The sequence below is a fragment of the Mucilaginibacter inviolabilis genome (genome assembly GCF_011089895.1).
GTDB lineage: Bacteria > Bacteroidota > Bacteroidia > Sphingobacteriales > Sphingobacteriaceae > Mucilaginibacter > Mucilaginibacter inviolabilis.
This window is the reverse complement of sequence record NZ_JAANAT010000006.1, coordinates 133,838-147,916: the sequence shown is the minus strand read 5'-3', so window position 1 is coordinate 147,916 and position 14,079 is coordinate 133,838. Positions and strand designations below refer to the sequence as shown.

General features: G+C 41.1%; 27 protein-coding genes. All 27 read left to right on the top strand.

Translation table 11 applies throughout. The features are described from left to right. Positions 1-562 precede the first annotated feature (562 nt). The 27 genes from rplC (at position 563) to rpsD (ending at position 13,992) form a co-directional block, all read left to right on the top strand. A complete protein-coding gene (rplC, locus tag G7092_RS29660; RefSeq protein WP_166095886.1) occupies positions 563-1,180 on the top strand; it encodes a 50S ribosomal protein L3 in 618 nt (205 codons plus the stop codon). A gap of 1 nt (position 1,181) precedes the next feature. After that, positions 1,182-1,814 carry a 50S ribosomal protein L4 gene (rplD, locus tag G7092_RS29655; RefSeq protein WP_166095884.1) on the top strand — a complete coding sequence of 211 codons (633 nt, stop codon included), beginning with the start codon at positions 1,182-1,184 and terminating at the stop codon, positions 1,812-1,814. 2 nt (positions 1,815-1,816) lie between these two features. Beyond that, the gene (gene rplW, locus G7092_RS29650; RefSeq protein WP_166095882.1) at positions 1,817-2,107 is read left to right on the top strand and encodes a 50S ribosomal protein L23; all 291 of its coding nucleotides are present in this window, start codon (positions 1,817-1,819) and stop codon (positions 2,105-2,107) included. Between the two features lie 7 nt (positions 2,108-2,114). Continuing rightward, on the top strand, positions 2,115-2,942 hold the full coding sequence (rplB, locus tag G7092_RS29645; RefSeq protein ID WP_166095879.1) for a 50S ribosomal protein L2: 828 nt from the start codon (positions 2,115-2,117) through the stop codon (positions 2,940-2,942). Then, positions 2,942-3,208, top strand: a complete 267-nt coding sequence (gene rpsS / locus G7092_RS29640; protein ID WP_076377419.1) for a 30S ribosomal protein S19 — start codon at positions 2,942-2,944, stop codon at positions 3,206-3,208. The genes rplB and rpsS overlap by 1 nt, the downstream gene beginning before the upstream one ends. A gap of 6 nt (positions 3,209-3,214) precedes the next feature. Beyond that, positions 3,215-3,643, top strand: coding sequence for a 50S ribosomal protein L22 (gene rplV / locus G7092_RS29635; RefSeq protein WP_166095877.1), 429 nt, complete (start codon positions 3,215-3,217; stop codon positions 3,641-3,643). Positions 3,644-3,649: 6 nt separating this feature from the next. Beyond that, positions 3,650-4,525, top strand: coding sequence for a 30S ribosomal protein S3 (gene rpsC / locus G7092_RS29630; protein ID WP_090462776.1), 876 nt, complete (start codon positions 3,650-3,652; stop codon positions 4,523-4,525). 47 nt (positions 4,526-4,572) lie between these two features. Beyond that, a complete protein-coding gene (gene rplP, locus G7092_RS29625; RefSeq protein WP_076377413.1) occupies positions 4,573-4,995 on the top strand; it encodes a 50S ribosomal protein L16 in 423 nt (140 codons plus the stop codon). Between the two features lie 120 nt (positions 4,996-5,115). Further along, entirely contained in the window at positions 5,116-5,325 is a 210-nt protein-coding gene (gene rpmC / locus G7092_RS29620) for a 50S ribosomal protein L29 (protein WP_166095875.1), read from the top strand. Positions 5,326-5,345: 20 nt separating this feature from the next. Then, positions 5,346-5,600: a 30S ribosomal protein S17 gene (gene rpsQ, locus G7092_RS29615; protein ID WP_090462782.1), complete on the top strand. Its 255-nt coding sequence runs from the start codon at positions 5,346-5,348 to the stop codon at positions 5,598-5,600. 1 nt (position 5,601) lies between these two features. Next, complete coding sequence (gene rplN / locus G7092_RS29610) at positions 5,602-5,970, top strand: 50S ribosomal protein L14 (protein WP_073405786.1); 369 nt, start codon at positions 5,602-5,604, stop codon at positions 5,968-5,970. 1 nt (position 5,971) lies between these two features. Continuing rightward, positions 5,972-6,316, top strand: a complete 345-nt coding sequence (gene rplX, locus G7092_RS29605) for a 50S ribosomal protein L24 (RefSeq protein WP_166095873.1) — start codon at positions 5,972-5,974, stop codon at positions 6,314-6,316. After that, positions 6,316-6,879, top strand: coding sequence for a 50S ribosomal protein L5 (gene rplE, locus G7092_RS29600; RefSeq protein WP_090462789.1), 564 nt, complete (start codon positions 6,316-6,318; stop codon positions 6,877-6,879). Before rplX ends, rplE begins: the two co-directional genes overlap by 1 nt. Beyond that, a complete protein-coding gene (rpsN, locus tag G7092_RS29595; RefSeq protein WP_166095871.1) occupies positions 6,872-7,141 on the top strand; it encodes a 30S ribosomal protein S14 in 270 nt (89 codons plus the stop codon). The genes rplE and rpsN overlap by 8 nt, the downstream gene beginning before the upstream one ends. 149 nt (positions 7,142-7,290) lie before the next feature. Continuing rightward, the gene (rpsH, locus tag G7092_RS29590) at positions 7,291-7,689 is read left to right on the top strand and encodes a 30S ribosomal protein S8 (protein ID WP_166095868.1); all 399 of its coding nucleotides are present in this window, start codon (positions 7,291-7,293) and stop codon (positions 7,687-7,689) included. A gap of 16 nt (positions 7,690-7,705) precedes the next feature. Continuing rightward, positions 7,706-8,263: a 50S ribosomal protein L6 gene (gene rplF, locus G7092_RS29585; protein WP_166095865.1), complete on the top strand. Its 558-nt coding sequence runs from the start codon at positions 7,706-7,708 to the stop codon at positions 8,261-8,263. Positions 8,264-8,268: 5 nt separating this feature from the next. Continuing rightward, positions 8,269-8,619 carry a 50S ribosomal protein L18 gene (gene rplR, locus G7092_RS29580; RefSeq protein ID WP_166095862.1) on the top strand — a complete coding sequence of 117 codons (351 nt, stop codon included), beginning with the start codon at positions 8,269-8,271 and terminating at the stop codon, positions 8,617-8,619. A gap of 12 nt (positions 8,620-8,631) precedes the next feature. Further along, positions 8,632-9,150 (top strand): 30S ribosomal protein S5, encoded by a 519-nt coding sequence (rpsE, locus tag G7092_RS29575; protein WP_076377395.1) that lies wholly within the window; start codon positions 8,632-8,634, stop codon positions 9,148-9,150. Positions 9,151-9,156: 6 nt separating this feature from the next. After that, positions 9,157-9,336: a 50S ribosomal protein L30 gene (gene rpmD / locus G7092_RS29570; RefSeq protein ID WP_166095860.1), complete on the top strand. Its 180-nt coding sequence runs from the start codon at positions 9,157-9,159 to the stop codon at positions 9,334-9,336. 4 nt (positions 9,337-9,340) lie between these two features. Then, positions 9,341-9,787, top strand: a complete 447-nt coding sequence (gene rplO, locus G7092_RS29565) for a 50S ribosomal protein L15 (RefSeq protein WP_166095858.1) — start codon at positions 9,341-9,343, stop codon at positions 9,785-9,787. Between the two features lie 6 nt (positions 9,788-9,793). Beyond that, positions 9,794-11,134 (top strand): preprotein translocase subunit SecY, encoded by a 1,341-nt coding sequence (gene secY / locus G7092_RS29560; RefSeq protein ID WP_166095856.1) that lies wholly within the window; start codon positions 9,794-9,796, stop codon positions 11,132-11,134. 8 nt (positions 11,135-11,142) lie between these two features. After that, complete coding sequence (gene map / locus G7092_RS29555; RefSeq protein WP_166095854.1) at positions 11,143-11,934, top strand: type I methionyl aminopeptidase; 792 nt, start codon at positions 11,143-11,145, stop codon at positions 11,932-11,934. Positions 11,935-11,998: 64 nt separating this feature from the next. Then, positions 11,999-12,217: a translation initiation factor IF-1 gene (gene infA, locus G7092_RS29550; protein ID WP_022833270.1), complete on the top strand. Its 219-nt coding sequence runs from the start codon at positions 11,999-12,001 to the stop codon at positions 12,215-12,217. Positions 12,218-12,225: 8 nt separating this feature from the next. Continuing rightward, positions 12,226-12,342 (top strand): 50S ribosomal protein L36, encoded by a 117-nt coding sequence (gene rpmJ, locus G7092_RS29545; protein WP_074487407.1) that lies wholly within the window; start codon positions 12,226-12,228, stop codon positions 12,340-12,342. A 73-nt stretch (positions 12,343-12,415) separates the two neighbouring features. After that, entirely contained in the window at positions 12,416-12,793 is a 378-nt protein-coding gene (gene rpsM, locus G7092_RS29540; RefSeq protein ID WP_166095852.1) for a 30S ribosomal protein S13, read from the top strand. 133 nt (positions 12,794-12,926) lie between these two features. Next, positions 12,927-13,316 carry a 30S ribosomal protein S11 gene (gene rpsK, locus G7092_RS29535; RefSeq protein WP_166095849.1) on the top strand — a complete coding sequence of 130 codons (390 nt, stop codon included), beginning with the start codon at positions 12,927-12,929 and terminating at the stop codon, positions 13,314-13,316. 67 nt (positions 13,317-13,383) lie between these two features. Then, a complete protein-coding gene (gene rpsD / locus G7092_RS29530; RefSeq protein ID WP_076377381.1) occupies positions 13,384-13,992 on the top strand; it encodes a 30S ribosomal protein S4 in 609 nt (202 codons plus the stop codon). Positions 13,993-14,079: the final 87 nt, after the last annotated feature.

Genomic DNA, 14,079 nt, shown 5'->3' with positions numbered 1-14,079 from the left:
CGGGCCACGTGTTTATAGTTCTAAAAGCGTACGTTTTTTGGCTCCATAGGTGCCTCCTGTTGAAGGATTAAGTGTGGGCTAACGTAAATATTTATGAGACGGACAAGGATGAAAGCAAAGATGGCTTTAGCCAAATAATCTACACCTATTTAAAAGCAGTTTCCCGGTATCAATATATAATATATAGCGCAAAATGCCTGCTGGTTGAGCTGAATGAGGTATTTATAGTTAATCTTAGCTTTACAATTGATTATTATAAAGCCTGATTTTAAAAAATTGAAATGGGAGAATTTCGATTTTAGGAATCTTTTGAGATATGTTTTTTATCATTTCTGTGTAAGCGTTAGAAATCATATTTTCGCACCGTTTATTAAATACCTTAGACGCCAGTCAAATACCTGCAAAGCTCTTGTTAAAAAGGTTTGTGGAAAAATATTAAAAAATAATTCACTAACTATTTGAGAGTTAATACAAAATTCCTATCTTTGCCGTCCCTTAAGGGGAAAATAATATGCCTTGAACGAAGCCCTACTGCTTCGATGGGCACAAACAAATTAAAGAAATGTCAGGAATTATTGGTAAAAAAGTAGGAATGACCAGCATTTTCGACGAAACAGGGAAGAATATTCCCTGCACAGTAATCGAAGCTGGCCCTTGCGTGGTAACACAAGTTAGGTCTGTAGATACAGACGGGTATGCTGCTGTACAGCTGGCATATGGCGACAAAAAGGAAAAAAACACTTCTGCGCCTTTAAAAGGTCACTTCCAAAAAGCAGGTACTGCTCCAAAGCGTAAACTTGTTGAATTCAAAACTTTCGAAGACGAAAAAAACTTAGGTGACACTGTTACTGTAGAGATTTTCGCTGCGGGAGATTTTGTGGATGTGGTTGGTACCTCCAAAGGTAAAGGTTTTCAGGGTGTGGTAAAACGTCACGGTTTTGGTGGTGTGGGTATGCAAACTCACGGTCAGCACAATCGTTTACGTGCGCCGGGTTCTTTGGGTGCGTCATCATGGCCATCTCGCGTATTTAAAGGTATGCGTATGGCGGGTCAAACCGGAAACGGCCGTGTTAAAGTTCAGAACTTACAAGTTGTGAAAGTTTATGCGGAGCAGAATCTGTTAGTTGTTAAAGGTTCCATCCCAGGAGCTAAGGGTTCATTCGTAATAGTTGATAAATAAGATGGAAGTTAACGTATTAAACGTATCAGGTAAAGAAACAGGTGCCAAGGTGCAGCTTCCTGAGTCGGTATTCGGCATTGAACCCAACGATCACGCGATCTATCTTGATGTTAAGCAGTTTTTAGCTAACCAGCGTCAGGGTACACACAAAGCAAAACAGCGTAACGAAATTGCAGGTTCAACCCGCAAATTATATAAACAAAAAGGTACAGGTGGTGCCCGTGCAGGTAGCGTAAAATCTCCGTTGTTTAACGGTGGTGGCCGCGTATTCGGTCCGCAACCACGCGATTACAGCTTCAAATTAAACAAGAAACTGAAATCACTGGCACGTAAATCGGCTTTATCATACAAAGCAAAAGATAACAATATCCTGGTTTTAGAAGATTTTAGCTTTGATAGCATCAAAACTAAAAACTACCTTAAACTGGAGGCTGATCTGAATGTTACCAACGATAAAACATTATTGGTAATTGCAGCCGCTGATAATAACAATGTGTATTTATCAAGCAGAAACCTGAAAAAATCAAAAGTTATTTCGGTTGAGCAGTTAAACACTTATGATGTGTTAAATGCTGGCAAACTGTTATTAACTACAGGTGCTGTTAAAACTTTGGAGGAAGCATTAGCTAAGTAATTATGGAAATTTTAAAGAAACCCCTACTTACTGAAAAAGTAACTCAATTAACCGAGAAACTTAACCGTTATGCTTTCAAAGTTGATCACAGAGCAAACAAAATTCAGATTAAAGGCGCCATTGAGGCAATGTATGGTGTAAACGTTACGGCGGTAAACACCATGAAATACGTCGGCAAACTTAAAACTCGCAACACTAAGGCAGGCGCCGTACAAGGCCGCTCAGCTACTTATAAGAAAGCGATCATTACGTTGAAGGACGGTGAAACAATTGATTTTTACAGCAATATATAATTAAGACATGGCAGTAAAGAGATTTAAACCGGTTACTCCGGGTACCCGCTTCCGAGTTGACGTATCTAACTCAGATATTACAACAAACGTTCCTGAAAAATCGTTGGTTGTAGGAGCTAACAAAAGATCGGGTGGCCGTAATAAAAGCGGTAAAATGACTATGCGCTACCTGGGTGGTGGCCATAAACAAGCATACAGGTTAATTGATTTCAAACGTAATAAGTTTGATATCCCGGCAAAAGTTGCCACTATTGAATATGATCCAAACCGTTCTGCACGTATAGCTCTGCTACACTTTGCAGATGGCGAGAAACGATATATGATCGCTCCGGAAGGCTTAACAGTTGGTACGGTAGTTGTATCTGGCGAGGGCGCTGCTCCAGAGGTTGGTAATACCATGCCTTTGAAAAACATCCCGTTAGGTTCTATCATTCACAACATTGAGTTAAACCCAGGCCAGGGTGGTGTTATTGCCCGCAGCGCCGGTACTTATGCTCAGCTTTCAGCTCGCGATGGTAAATATGCTATCATCAAATTGCCTTCAGGCGAAACACGTATGATACTGTCAACTTGTTTGGCAACTATCGGTACCGTTTCAAACGGCGAGAAAGCAAATGCAGTGTTGGGTAAAGCTGGCCGTAACCGTTGGTTGGGCCGCAGACCAAGAGTTCGTGGTGTAGCCATGAACCCGGTAGATCACCCTATGGGTGGTGGTGAGGGTAGAGCCTCAGGTGGTCATCCACGCTCACGTAAAGGTTTATTAGCTAAAGGCTACAAAACCCGTGATAAGAAAAAAGGGTCGGATCGTTATATCATTGAAAGAAGGAAAAAATAATGGCACGTTCAATTAAAAAAGGACCTTATATTGATCATAACCTGGAAAGAAAAGTTCTTACCTTGAATGAATCAAGCAAAAAATCAGTTGTAAAAACATGGTCACGTCGTTCCATGATCTCTCCTGATTTCGTTGGTCATACATTCGCAGTACACAACGGTAATAAATTTATACCGGTGTACGTAACAGAAAACATGGTTGGTCACAAGTTGGGAGAATTTGCTCCAACCCGTACATTCCGCGGTCACGCAGAAAAGAAAAAATAACAGGCAATGGAAGCAACAACAAAAATTAAAAAGTCTGTATTGATCAGGCAACAAAAAGAAGCAGCAAAAGCTATAGTTGGCGGTGCTTCGGTTGCTAAACTACAGGACTGTCCAACTTCACCACGCAAAATGCGCTTGGTAGTTGATCTTATCCGTGGCGAGAACGTTGAAAAAGCGTTGTACATATTAAAATATACAAACAAAGAAGCTGCTATTCGTGTAGAGAAACTTTTGTTATCAGCCATCAAAAACTGGGAAGCAAAAAACGAAGGCAAACGTGTTGAAGATAGCGCTCTTTATGTAAAAGAAGTTTCAGTAGGCGGTGGCCGTCAACTGAAAAGGTTACGCCCTGCTCCGCAAGGAAGAGGATACCGTATCCGCAAACGCTCAAACCATGTAACCCTTATAGTGGATAGTAAAAACGATAATAATTAATTTGAAATGGGACAGAAAGCACATCCAATAGGTAACAGATTAGGAATCATCAGAGGATGGGATTCTAATTGGTTCGGTGGCAACAACTACTCCGACAAATTAGTTGAAGACGAAAAAATCCGCAAATACCTTTCAGCTCGTATTGCTAAAGGTGGGGTATCCAAAGTGGTTATCGAACGTACATTAAAACGCATCACTGTAACTATTCACACTGCCCGTCCGGGTATCGTGATTGGTAAAGGTGGTCAGGAAGTTGACAAGATCAAAGAAGAGTTGAAAAAACTTACCAAAAAGGAAGTTCAGATCAACATTTTCGAGATCAAACGCCCTGAGCTTGATGCACAATTAGTGGCAGAAGGTATCGCAAAACAACTGGAAGCACGTATCTCTTTCCGCCGTGCCATGAAAACTACCATCGCTTCAACCATGAGAATGGGTGCTGAAGGTATCAAGATCATGACATCAGGCCGGTTAGGCGGTGCCGAGATGGCACGTAGCGAACAATACAAAGAAGGAAGAATTCCTTTGCACACTTTCCGTGCTGATATTGACTACGCACTGGCAGAAGCCTTAACTACTTATGGTAAAATAGGTGTTAAAGTATGGATCTGCAAAGGCGAAGTTTACGGAAAACGTGACTTGTCTCCAAACATCGGCGGCACAAGCAGCAGCAGCGGTAAAGGTGGTCGTCCAGACGGTGCTCCGGCATTCGGCGGACGTGACAACCAACGCGGTGGCGAACGTGGCGGCGAGCGCAGAGGCGACAGAAAACCAGGTGGTGACCGCCGTGGTGGTGGAAACAACAACCGTGGTGGTGGTCAAGGTGGTAACCGTCCAGGTGGCCAAGGCGGCAACCGTCCGGGTGGCCCAGGAAAGAGATAATAATTAAAGTAGAGAAAGATATCGTAACGATATAAAAGCTTAAGAAAATGCTACAGCCAAAAAGAACGAAGTTCAGAAAGATGCAAAAAGGCAGGATGAAAGGTTTAGCCACCCGTGGTGCAGAACTTTCATTCGGATCTTTCGGTATAAAATCACTCGAAGCGGCCTGGATTACCAGCCGCCAGATCGAGGCTGCGCGTATCGCTGTAACACGTTTTATGAAACGTGAAGGCCAGGTGTGGATCAGGATTTTCCCTGACAAACCGGTAACTAAAAAACCAGCAGAGGTACGTATGGGTAAAGGTAAAGGTGCTCCAGAATACTGGGTTGCGGTAGTACGCCCCGGAAGGATCATTTTTGAAGCCGAAGGTGTACCATTGGACGTTGCTAAAGAGGCCTTACGCCTTGCAGCACAAAAACTTCCGGTACAAACCAGATTTATAGTACGTAGGGATTACGTAGAAGCATAAACGGAAAGTTAGTTGAAAAGTTGTAAAGTTTTCATGTTGTGATGTTAGATGCCGAACATTCACCCATCAAAAAAACAATACAGCGTTGAAACTGCGAACAACAACAAATAACAAAAGAAAATGAAGAACTCAGAAATTTTGGAGCTATCAACTGAAGAATTGGTTGCAAGAATAGGCGAGGAGAGAACAAACCTTACCAAACTTAAATTTGCCCATGCAGTATCAGCTATTGAGAATCCAACACGTATAACAAAAGTACGCAAGGACATTGCTCGGTTAAATACTGAATTAACAAAGCGTCAAGCTGCGTCAACTTCTGAAAACAATTAATTTTTTAAGCGTTCAGAAAAATGGAAAGAAATTTAAGAAAAACACGTACCGGTTTGGTAGTTAGCAATAAAATGCAAAAATCAATCGTAGTAGCTGTGGAACGTAAAGTGAAACACCCTATCTACGGTAAATTCGTAAAGAAAACTACCAAATTCATGGCTCATGATGAGACAAATACCTGTGGTATTGGTGATACCGTATTGATTATGGAAACACGTCCGTTGAGCAAAAGCAAAAACTGGAGATTAGTTCAAATTATAGAAAGGGCTAAATAAGATGGTACAACAGGAATCAAGATTAAACGTAGCCGATAACAGCGGAGCTAAAGAAGTTTTAGTGATCCGTGTATTGGGCGGTACTGGTAAAAGGTACGCATCAATCGGCGATAAGATAGTAGTAACTGTAAAAAGCGCTTTGCCTTCAGGTAACGTGAAAAAAGGTACTGTATCAAAAGCCGTAGTAGTACGCACCAAAAAAGAGATCCGCAGAAAAGATGGTTCATACATCCGTTTCGACGATAACGCAGCTGTATTGTTAAATAACCAGGACGAGCCGAGAGGTACCCGTATCTTTGGCCCTGTTGCAAGGGAACTGCGTGAGAAACAATTTATGAAAATTGTATCATTAGCACCGGAGGTATTGTAACATGGAAAAGAAAAAACACGAGCAACCAGCTAAATTAAAGATCCGTAAAGGTGACCTGGTTAAAGTTATAGCCGGTGATTCCAAAGGAACACAAGGCAAAATTGTTGAGGTTTTGTTAGACAAAGGCCGCGCTATTGTTGAAGGTGCCAATATGGTATCAAAACATACCAAACCTAACGCTGCCAACCCTAACGGTGGTATTGTTAAACAGGAAGCTGCTATACATATTTCAAACCTAATGCTGGTTGATCCTAAAACAGGTAACCCAACCCGTGTTGGCCGTAAGAAAAACGATGCCGGCAAATTAGTAAGGGTAGCAAAAAAATCAGGGGAGGAAATTAAGTAATGACTTACATACCAAGACTCAAAACAAAATACAAAGAGGAGATCCGTACCGCTCTGAAAGATAAATTTCAGTATAAAAGCGTAATGCAGGTTCCTAAACTGGAAAAAATTGCCATTAACCAGGGTGTTGGCGCTGCCACAACCGACAAGAAATTGATCGAAAACACCATCACTGAGTTAACTACCATCACCGGTCAGCAGGCAGTTGCTTCAAAATCTAAAAAAGATATCTCAAACTTTAAATTGCGTAAAAATATGCCGGTTGGCGTACGTGTTACCCTGCGTGACAACACAATGTATGAGTTTTTGGATCGTTTAATCGCTGTTGCCCTGCCACGTATCCGTGACTTTAAAGGTATCAACGACAAAGGTTTTGACGGAAGAGGTAACTATACATTAGGTATTACAGAGCAAATTATCTTCCCTGAGATAAATATTGACAAAATCAATAAAATTCAAGGTATGGATATTACCTTTGTAACCTCCGCAACAAACGATGTTGAAGCATTGGAGTTGTTGAAACAATTTGGATTACCATTTAAAAATCAAAATAACAATGGCTAAAGAAGGTGTAAAAGCACGTGAATTAAAACGCGCTAAATTGGTTGCTAAATACGCAGAGAAAAGAGCAGCCCTTAAAGAGGCCGGCGATTATGCAGCCTTAGATAAATTGCCTAAAGCTTCGTCACCGGTAAAATTACACAACCGTTGTAAATTAACCGGCCGCCCTCGTGGTTATATGCGTCAGTTTGGCATTTCACGTGTAACATTCCGTGATATGGCATTAGCTGGCAAAATACCGGGAGTAAAGAAAGCAAGCTGGTAAAAAGTTAAAATTCAAAAGTCAAAATTCAAAAGTGCCTTATAGGCGTTTTTGAATTTTGAATTTTTACTTTTGAATTAAAAAGAGAATTTAACCGATGGAAGGTCGCCCGGGATGTTACCGGAAGGAAACCACCGTCATAACACAATAAAATGAATACAGATCCAATCGCAGATTATCTTACAAGAGTAAGGAATGCTATTAAAGCCAACCATAGGGTTGTTGAAATTCCTGCATCAAATCTGAAAAAGGAAATCACGAAAGTGCTTTTCGACAAAGGTTACATTGCCAATTACAAGTTTGAAGAAGTTGGTCCGCAAGGCAGCATTAAAGTTGCTTTAAAATACCACCCGATAACTAAAATTTCTGCTATCCGTAGCATTCAGCGCATCAGTAAACCAGGTTTGAGGAAATACGCAGGCACATCAAACATGCCAAGAGTATTAAATGGTTTAGGTATCGCCATCCTGTCAACTTCAAAAGGTGTAATGACCGATAAAGAAGCCCGTCAGCAAAATGTAGGTGGCGAAGTATTATGCTACGTTTATTAATAGGAGAAATTAAGCAATGTCAAGAGTAGGAAAAGCACCGATAGCACTACCACAGGGAGTTGCCGTTACCGTATCAGCAGATAATGTTGTTACCGTAAAAGGCCCTAAAGGTGAGTTGCAGCAAGCGGTTGATAGCGATATCACCATTGCACAGGAAGATGGCCAGTTGTTAGTTCAACGCCCGTCTGATCAAAAACGTCATAAAGCATTACATGGTTTATACCGTGCGCTTTTAAATAACATGGTAGTAGGTGTAACCACTGGTTACAAAGTGGAGCAGGAATTAGTAGGTGTAGGTTACCGTGCTACCAATACAGGTAATACTTTAGATTTAGTGCTGGGTTACTCTCACCACTATGTATTTGAATTACCAAAAGAAATTAAAGTTACAACCACTGCTGATAAGGGTAAAAACCCTACCATCATCCTGGAATCTATCGACAAACAACTGATCGGTCAGGTAGCTGCGAAAATACGTTCGTTACGTGCACCAGAGCCATACAAAGGTAAAGGTATCAAGTTTGTTGGCGAAGTATTGAGAAGAAAAGCAGGTAAATCAGCATCTAAAAAATAATCGTCATGGGAGCTAAATTATCAAGAAGAGACAGGATTAAAAAAGGCATCAGAAAACGCCTTTCAGGATCAACAGAGCGTCCTCGCCTGTCAGTTTACAGAAGTAATAAAGGAATTTACGCGCAGATCATTGACGATTTAACCGGTAAAACTATCGTATCGGCTTCATCTTTATCAAAAGATTTTGCAGCAAATGGTACTAAATCTGATCAATCAGTAGCCGTAGGCAAACTGGTAGCTCAAAAAGCTATTGCAGCAGGTATCAAAGATGTGGTTTTCGACAGGAACGGTTATTTGTACCATGGTCGTGTTAAATCACTGGCCGAAGGTGCACGTGAAGGTGGTTTAAACTTTTAATCGAAAAGAGAAATGTCAACAATCAACATAAAAAGAGTAAAAACAAGCGAGATCGAATTAAAAGACCGCTTGGTAAGCATACAACGCGTTGCCAAAGTAACCAAAGGTGGCCGTACATTCAGTTTCTCTGCCATTGTGGTAGTAGGTGACGAGAACGGTGTTGTAGGTTACGGCTTAGGTAAAGCCAAAGAGGTTACCGAAGCCATTGCAAAAGGCATTGATGATGCTAAAAAGAACCTGGTAAAAGTTCCTATCTTAAACGGAACTATACCTCATGAGCAAATTGGTAAATTTTCTGGCGGTTTTGTTTTCATTAAACCAGCAGCAAATGGTACCGGTGTTATTGCGGGTGGTGCAATGCGTGCCGTATTAGAGTCGGCAGGTATCCACAACGTATTGGCAAAATCAAAAGGTTCATCAAATCCGCACAACGTGGTAAAAGCAACTGTATCGGCATTAGCACAATTGCGCGATGCACATACTGTAGCTCAGCAACGTGGCGTTAGTTTAGGTAAAGTATTTAACGGATAATCAGTCATGGCCAAAATCAAAATAACTCAGATTAAGAGCGTGATCGACAGAAGTGAACGCCAAAAAAAGACAATCGAAGCTTTAGGCTTACGTAAAATTAACCACAGTGTGGAAGTTGAGGCTACACCTGCTATCATTGGTATGGTTAGAAAAGTTAATCACCTGGTAGCGGTAGAAAACATTTAATATCATGAATTTAAGTAATCTAAAACCTGCAGAAGGTTCTACTAAAAATAGAAAAAGAATTGGCCGTGGTACAGGTTCTGGCCGTGGCGGCACGTCAACCCGTGGCCACAAAGGCGCCGGTTCACGTTCAGGTACCAGCACTAAGGTAGGTTTTGAAGGCGGTCAAATGCCTTTACAACGTCGTGTACCAAAGGTTGGTTTCAAAAACCCTAACCGTGTGGAATACACAGGTGTTAATTTGGATGTACTGCAAGGCTTAGTAGAGAAATTCTCTCTGGCATCAGTTGATTTCGATACCCTGAAAGAACATGGTTTGGTTTCACGTAACGACCTGGTTAAAATCCTGGGCCGTGGCGAACTGAAAGCCAAATTGGAAGTTAAAGCACATGCATTTACTGCTACAGCTCAAAAAGCTATTGAAGCAGTTGGTGGTACCATAGTTAAGTTGTAAGTTTCAATGAAGAAATTTTTCACCACATTATCCAATATCTGGAAAATCGAAGATTTGAGAGTGCGTATTATAAACACACTCTTATTTCTTTTAATATATCGCGTAGGCTCATTCGTAGTGTTGCCTGGCGTAAACGGTGCGTCATTCGCAAACCAAAAAGCAGAAGGATTAGTAGGATTGTTGAATATGTTTGCAGGAGGTTCGTTTTCACGTGCCTCTATTTTCGCCTTGGGTGTAATGCCTTACATTTCGGCTTCAATTGTGGTGCAACTGCTGGGTATTGCTGTGCCTTATTTTACCAAATTGCAAAAAGAAGGTGAAAGCGGGCGTAACAAGCTTAACCAGTGGACACGCTACCTAACCATCGGTATTACTGCTTTGCAGGCTATCGGTTATGTACGTTCACAAATTGGTCCTGATGCACGTTTAATCGGCGATCCGTTGTTTACCTTATTAACTACAGTGGTTTTAACCGCAGGTACATTATTTGTAATGTGGCTGGGTGAAAAAATTACCGATAAAGGTATAGGTAACGGTATCTCGTTAATTATCATGGTGGGTATCATTGCCCAATTGCCAGGCGCGTTTATAACAGAGTTTAGCTCCCGTACCAGTGGTACAGGCGGCTTGGTAACTTTCATTGTTGAAATTGTTGCACTGATAGGTGTGGTAATGTTTACTATACTGATAGTACAAGGTACACGCAAAATTGCGGTACAATATGCTAAGCGTATAGTAGGTAACAAACAATATGGTGGCGTGCGTCAGTATATACCTTTAAAGGTTAATGCTGCCGGTGTAATGCCTATCATATTTGCCCAGGCCCTGATGTTCATTCCGCAAACTGTACAACAGTTTTTCCCGAATGCTGCATCAAACGGTATCCTGATCGCATTGTCAAACTATAACTCATGGCAGCATAACCTGTTGTTTGGTATCCTGATTATCCTGTTCACTTATTTCTATACAGCCATTACCGTTAATCCTAACCAGATGGCTGATGATATGAAAAAGAACGGTGGCTTTATACCAGGCATTAAACCAGGCAAATCAACTGCTGATTTTATTGACGGTGTAATATCAAAAATAACTTTACCGGGATCAATTTTCCTGGCTATTATAGCCATTATCCCGGCCATTGCCAGCTTGGTTGGCGTATCTCCGATCTTCGCAAGATTCTTTGGTGGTACTTCACTGATCATCCTGGTAGGTGTAGTTTTAGATACCCTGCAACAAATAGAAAGTCACCTGTTGATGCGTCATTATGATGGTTTGATGAAAACCGGAAGAATTAAAGGTCGTACAGCAATGCCTGCTGCTGCCGGAACAACTCCGACAGCTATCTAATTTTAAGCATGTCAAAAATTCTTTACAAGTCTGCCGAAGAAATAGAACTCATCAGAGAAAGCGCCTTACTGGTATCCCGCACACACGCGGAGGTGGCCAAAGTGATTGGACCTGGTGTTACGACTATTGAACTCGACAGACTTGCTGAAACCTTTATACGCGACAACGGCGGAATTCCTACTTTTTTAAACTACGGCGGCTTTCCATATTCACTTTGCATATCGCTGAATGACCAGGTAGTACACGGTTTCCCCGGAAGCTATACCCTGCAGGAAGGAGATCTGGTATCTGTTGACTGCGGAGCTACCTTAAACGGCTTTGTAGGCGATTCGGCTTATACCTTTGCTATCGGCGAGGTAAGCGATACGGTTAAGAAACTCATGCGGGTAACCAAAGAGTGTCTTGACTTAGGAGTTGCAAAAGCCGTAGTTGGTATGCGCATAGGCGATATCGGCTATGCCATACAAGAACATGCCGAGAAGAATGGCTTTGGCGTAGTAAAAGAACTGGTAGGGCATGGTGTGGGCGTTAAGCTGCACGAAAAACCCGAGGTTCCTAACTATGGCAAGCGCGGTGCAGGCATCAAACTGGAAGAAGGAATGGTGATTGCTATCGAGCCCATGATCAACGCGGGCCGTGCCGGTGTTAAGTTTTGGGATGATGGATGGACAGTTTCAACTGTCGATAAAAAGCCATCGGCCCATTATGAGCATACAGTAGCTATTGGTAAAGGTAAACCAGACATTTTATCAACGTTTGAGTATGTTGAAAATGTTTTGAAAGAAAAGCATAATAATTAAATAATTTTTTATTAATTTTGCATCCCGGTTTTAGGGCGGATAATTAAGTAATAATCAACAAAATATGGCTAAACAATCTTCGATTGAGCAAGACGGTACAATTAGGGAAGCATTGTCAAATGCAATGTTTAGGGTTGAACTGGAAAATGGTCATGAGATTATTGCACACATTTCCGGCAAAATGCGTATGCACTACATCAAGATTCTACCTGGCGACAGGGTGAAATTGGAAATGAGTCCGTATGATTTAACAAAGGGTAGAATAACTTATAGATATAAATAAACAAAGAGATGAAAGTTAGAGCATCCATAAAAAAACGCAGCGCTGATTGCAAGATCATTCGCCGTAACGGGAAACTTTATGTTATTAACAAAAAGAATCCTAAATACAAACAGCGTCAGGGATAATTAAAAAAAACTGTGATAATTCGTACAACGGTGGCCCGCCGTTCGGTTATCATTTAAAAAACAAACAATAAATATGGCAAGGATTTCAGGTATAGATTTACCGAAAAACAAAAGAGGAGAAATCGGACTTACTTACATTTTCGGTATAGGCCGCTCAACAGCTCAAAGAATTTTGACTGAGGCTGGTATTGATTTTAATACAAAAGTACAAGACTGGACCGATGAGCAATTAGCCTCAATTCGTGGAATTATCAACGATCAGATCAAAGTGGAAGGTGCATTACGTTCAGAAGTGCAGCTTAACATTAAACGTTTGATGGATATAGGTTGTTACCGTGGTACACGTCACCGTAAAGGTTTACCATTACGTGGTCAGCGTACTAAAAATAACTCACGTACCCGTAAAGGAAAACGTAAAACAGTTGCTAACAAGAAAAAAGCTACTAAATAATATTGAATAGTGATTGTGAAGCGCTAAGTAATTACCGCTTTACAATTCATTAGGATTACCTCATTTGAAAATATAATTAATGGGTCCGGGTTATTCGATAATTCAGTAATTCATTAATTCAAAAATTAAAAAAATGGCTAAGAGCAAAAAAGTAACCAAAAAGCGCGTTGTAATTGTTGAGCCTGTGGGCGAAGCACACATCAATGCTACTTTTAACAATATCATCATCACCCTTACCAACAAAACCGGTCAGGCTGTATCATGGTCATCAGCTGGTAAAATGGGTTTTAAAGGTTCAAAAAAGAACACCCCTTATGCCGCTTCACAAGCAGCTGCCGATTGCGGTAAAGTAGCTTATGACCTGGGCTTACGTAAAGTTGAAGTGTTTGTAAAAGGTCCGGGTGCAGGTCGTGAGTCGGCTATCCGTACTTTGCAAACTGCAGGTATTGAGGTTACAACCATCAAAGATATCACACCGCTACCGCACAACGGTTGCCGTCCTTCAAAAAGAAGAAGAGTTTAATTAACAATTTTTTTAAAGCTAAGATTCGGCAGCTGCAGGTTGCTTGATACTTTAAGAACACACAAAAATGGCTAGATATACAGGACCAAAATCCAAAATTGCACGTCGTTTCCGTGAGCCGATCTTCGGTCCGGATAAAGCGTTAGAACGTAAAAACTATCCACCGGGAATGCACGGTGCCTCAAAAAGAAGAGGAAAACAATCTGAGTATTCAACTCAGTTACAGGAGAAACAAAAAGTAAAATACACTTACGGTGTATTAGAGCGTCAGTTCGAAAACTTGTTTCACCGCGCATCTGCTAAAGAGGGTATCACTGGTGAAAACCTGTTGAAATTCTTAGAAGCACGTTTAGATAATGCTGTTTACCGTTTAGGTATTGCTCCTACACGTTCTGCAGCCCGTCAGTTGGTTAATCACAAACACATTAATGTTAATGGTGCTGTGGTAAACATCGCTTCATACGCTTTAAAAGCAGGTGATGTGATCTCTGTACGTGAAAAATCTAAATCATTAGAAGCCATCACTACATCAGTAGCCGGAAGAAGAATCAATAAATACAGCTGGTTAGAATGGGATGCTAACGCCTTAACAGGTAAATTCCTAAACTATCCTAACCGCGACGAGATACCTGAAAATATCAAAGAAAACCTAATCGTCGAGTTGTACTCAAAATAATAACGATAATTATCCATGGGATGGTTGGCATTTTATGTCAATCATTTTCGTGGTTTAAATCAATTCAATTAGTAAACAATAAATAAA

Coding starts and splice junctions, on each gene's coding strand:
- rplC (WP_166095886.1), top strand. CDS start 563: ATGTCAGGAATTATTGGTAAAAAAGTAGGAATGACCAGCATTTTCGAC.
- rplD (WP_166095884.1), top strand. CDS start 1,182: ATGGAAGTTAACGTATTAAACGTATCAGGTAAAGAAACAGGTGCCAAG.
- rplW (WP_166095882.1), top strand. CDS start 1,817: ATGGAAATTTTAAAGAAACCCCTACTTACTGAAAAAGTAACTCAATTA.
- rplB (WP_166095879.1), top strand. CDS start 2,115: ATGGCAGTAAAGAGATTTAAACCGGTTACTCCGGGTACCCGCTTCCGA.
- rpsS (WP_076377419.1), top strand. CDS start 2,942: ATGGCACGTTCAATTAAAAAAGGACCTTATATTGATCATAACCTGGAA.
- rplV (WP_166095877.1), top strand. CDS start 3,215: ATGGAAGCAACAACAAAAATTAAAAAGTCTGTATTGATCAGGCAACAA.
- rpsC (WP_090462776.1), top strand. CDS start 3,650: ATGGGACAGAAAGCACATCCAATAGGTAACAGATTAGGAATCATCAGA.
- rplP (WP_076377413.1), top strand. CDS start 4,573: ATGCTACAGCCAAAAAGAACGAAGTTCAGAAAGATGCAAAAAGGCAGG.
- rpmC (WP_166095875.1), top strand. CDS start 5,116: ATGAAGAACTCAGAAATTTTGGAGCTATCAACTGAAGAATTGGTTGCA.
- rpsQ (WP_090462782.1), top strand. CDS start 5,346: ATGGAAAGAAATTTAAGAAAAACACGTACCGGTTTGGTAGTTAGCAAT.
- rplN (WP_073405786.1), top strand. CDS start 5,602: ATGGTACAACAGGAATCAAGATTAAACGTAGCCGATAACAGCGGAGCT.
- rplX (WP_166095873.1), top strand. CDS start 5,972: ATGGAAAAGAAAAAACACGAGCAACCAGCTAAATTAAAGATCCGTAAA.
- rplE (WP_090462789.1), top strand. CDS start 6,316: ATGACTTACATACCAAGACTCAAAACAAAATACAAAGAGGAGATCCGT.
- rpsN (WP_166095871.1), top strand. CDS start 6,872: ATGGCTAAAGAAGGTGTAAAAGCACGTGAATTAAAACGCGCTAAATTG.
- rpsH (WP_166095868.1), top strand. CDS start 7,291: ATGAATACAGATCCAATCGCAGATTATCTTACAAGAGTAAGGAATGCT.
- rplF (WP_166095865.1), top strand. CDS start 7,706: ATGTCAAGAGTAGGAAAAGCACCGATAGCACTACCACAGGGAGTTGCC.
- rplR (WP_166095862.1), top strand. CDS start 8,269: ATGGGAGCTAAATTATCAAGAAGAGACAGGATTAAAAAAGGCATCAGA.
- rpsE (WP_076377395.1), top strand. CDS start 8,632: ATGTCAACAATCAACATAAAAAGAGTAAAAACAAGCGAGATCGAATTA.
- rpmD (WP_166095860.1), top strand. CDS start 9,157: ATGGCCAAAATCAAAATAACTCAGATTAAGAGCGTGATCGACAGAAGT.
- rplO (WP_166095858.1), top strand. CDS start 9,341: ATGAATTTAAGTAATCTAAAACCTGCAGAAGGTTCTACTAAAAATAGA.
- secY (WP_166095856.1), top strand. CDS start 9,794: ATGAAGAAATTTTTCACCACATTATCCAATATCTGGAAAATCGAAGAT.
- map (WP_166095854.1), top strand. CDS start 11,143: ATGTCAAAAATTCTTTACAAGTCTGCCGAAGAAATAGAACTCATCAGA.
- infA (WP_022833270.1), top strand. CDS start 11,999: ATGGCTAAACAATCTTCGATTGAGCAAGACGGTACAATTAGGGAAGCA.
- rpmJ (WP_074487407.1), top strand. CDS start 12,226: ATGAAAGTTAGAGCATCCATAAAAAAACGCAGCGCTGATTGCAAGATC.
- rpsM (WP_166095852.1), top strand. CDS start 12,416: ATGGCAAGGATTTCAGGTATAGATTTACCGAAAAACAAAAGAGGAGAA.
- rpsK (WP_166095849.1), top strand. CDS start 12,927: ATGGCTAAGAGCAAAAAAGTAACCAAAAAGCGCGTTGTAATTGTTGAG.
- rpsD (WP_076377381.1), top strand. CDS start 13,384: ATGGCTAGATATACAGGACCAAAATCCAAAATTGCACGTCGTTTCCGT.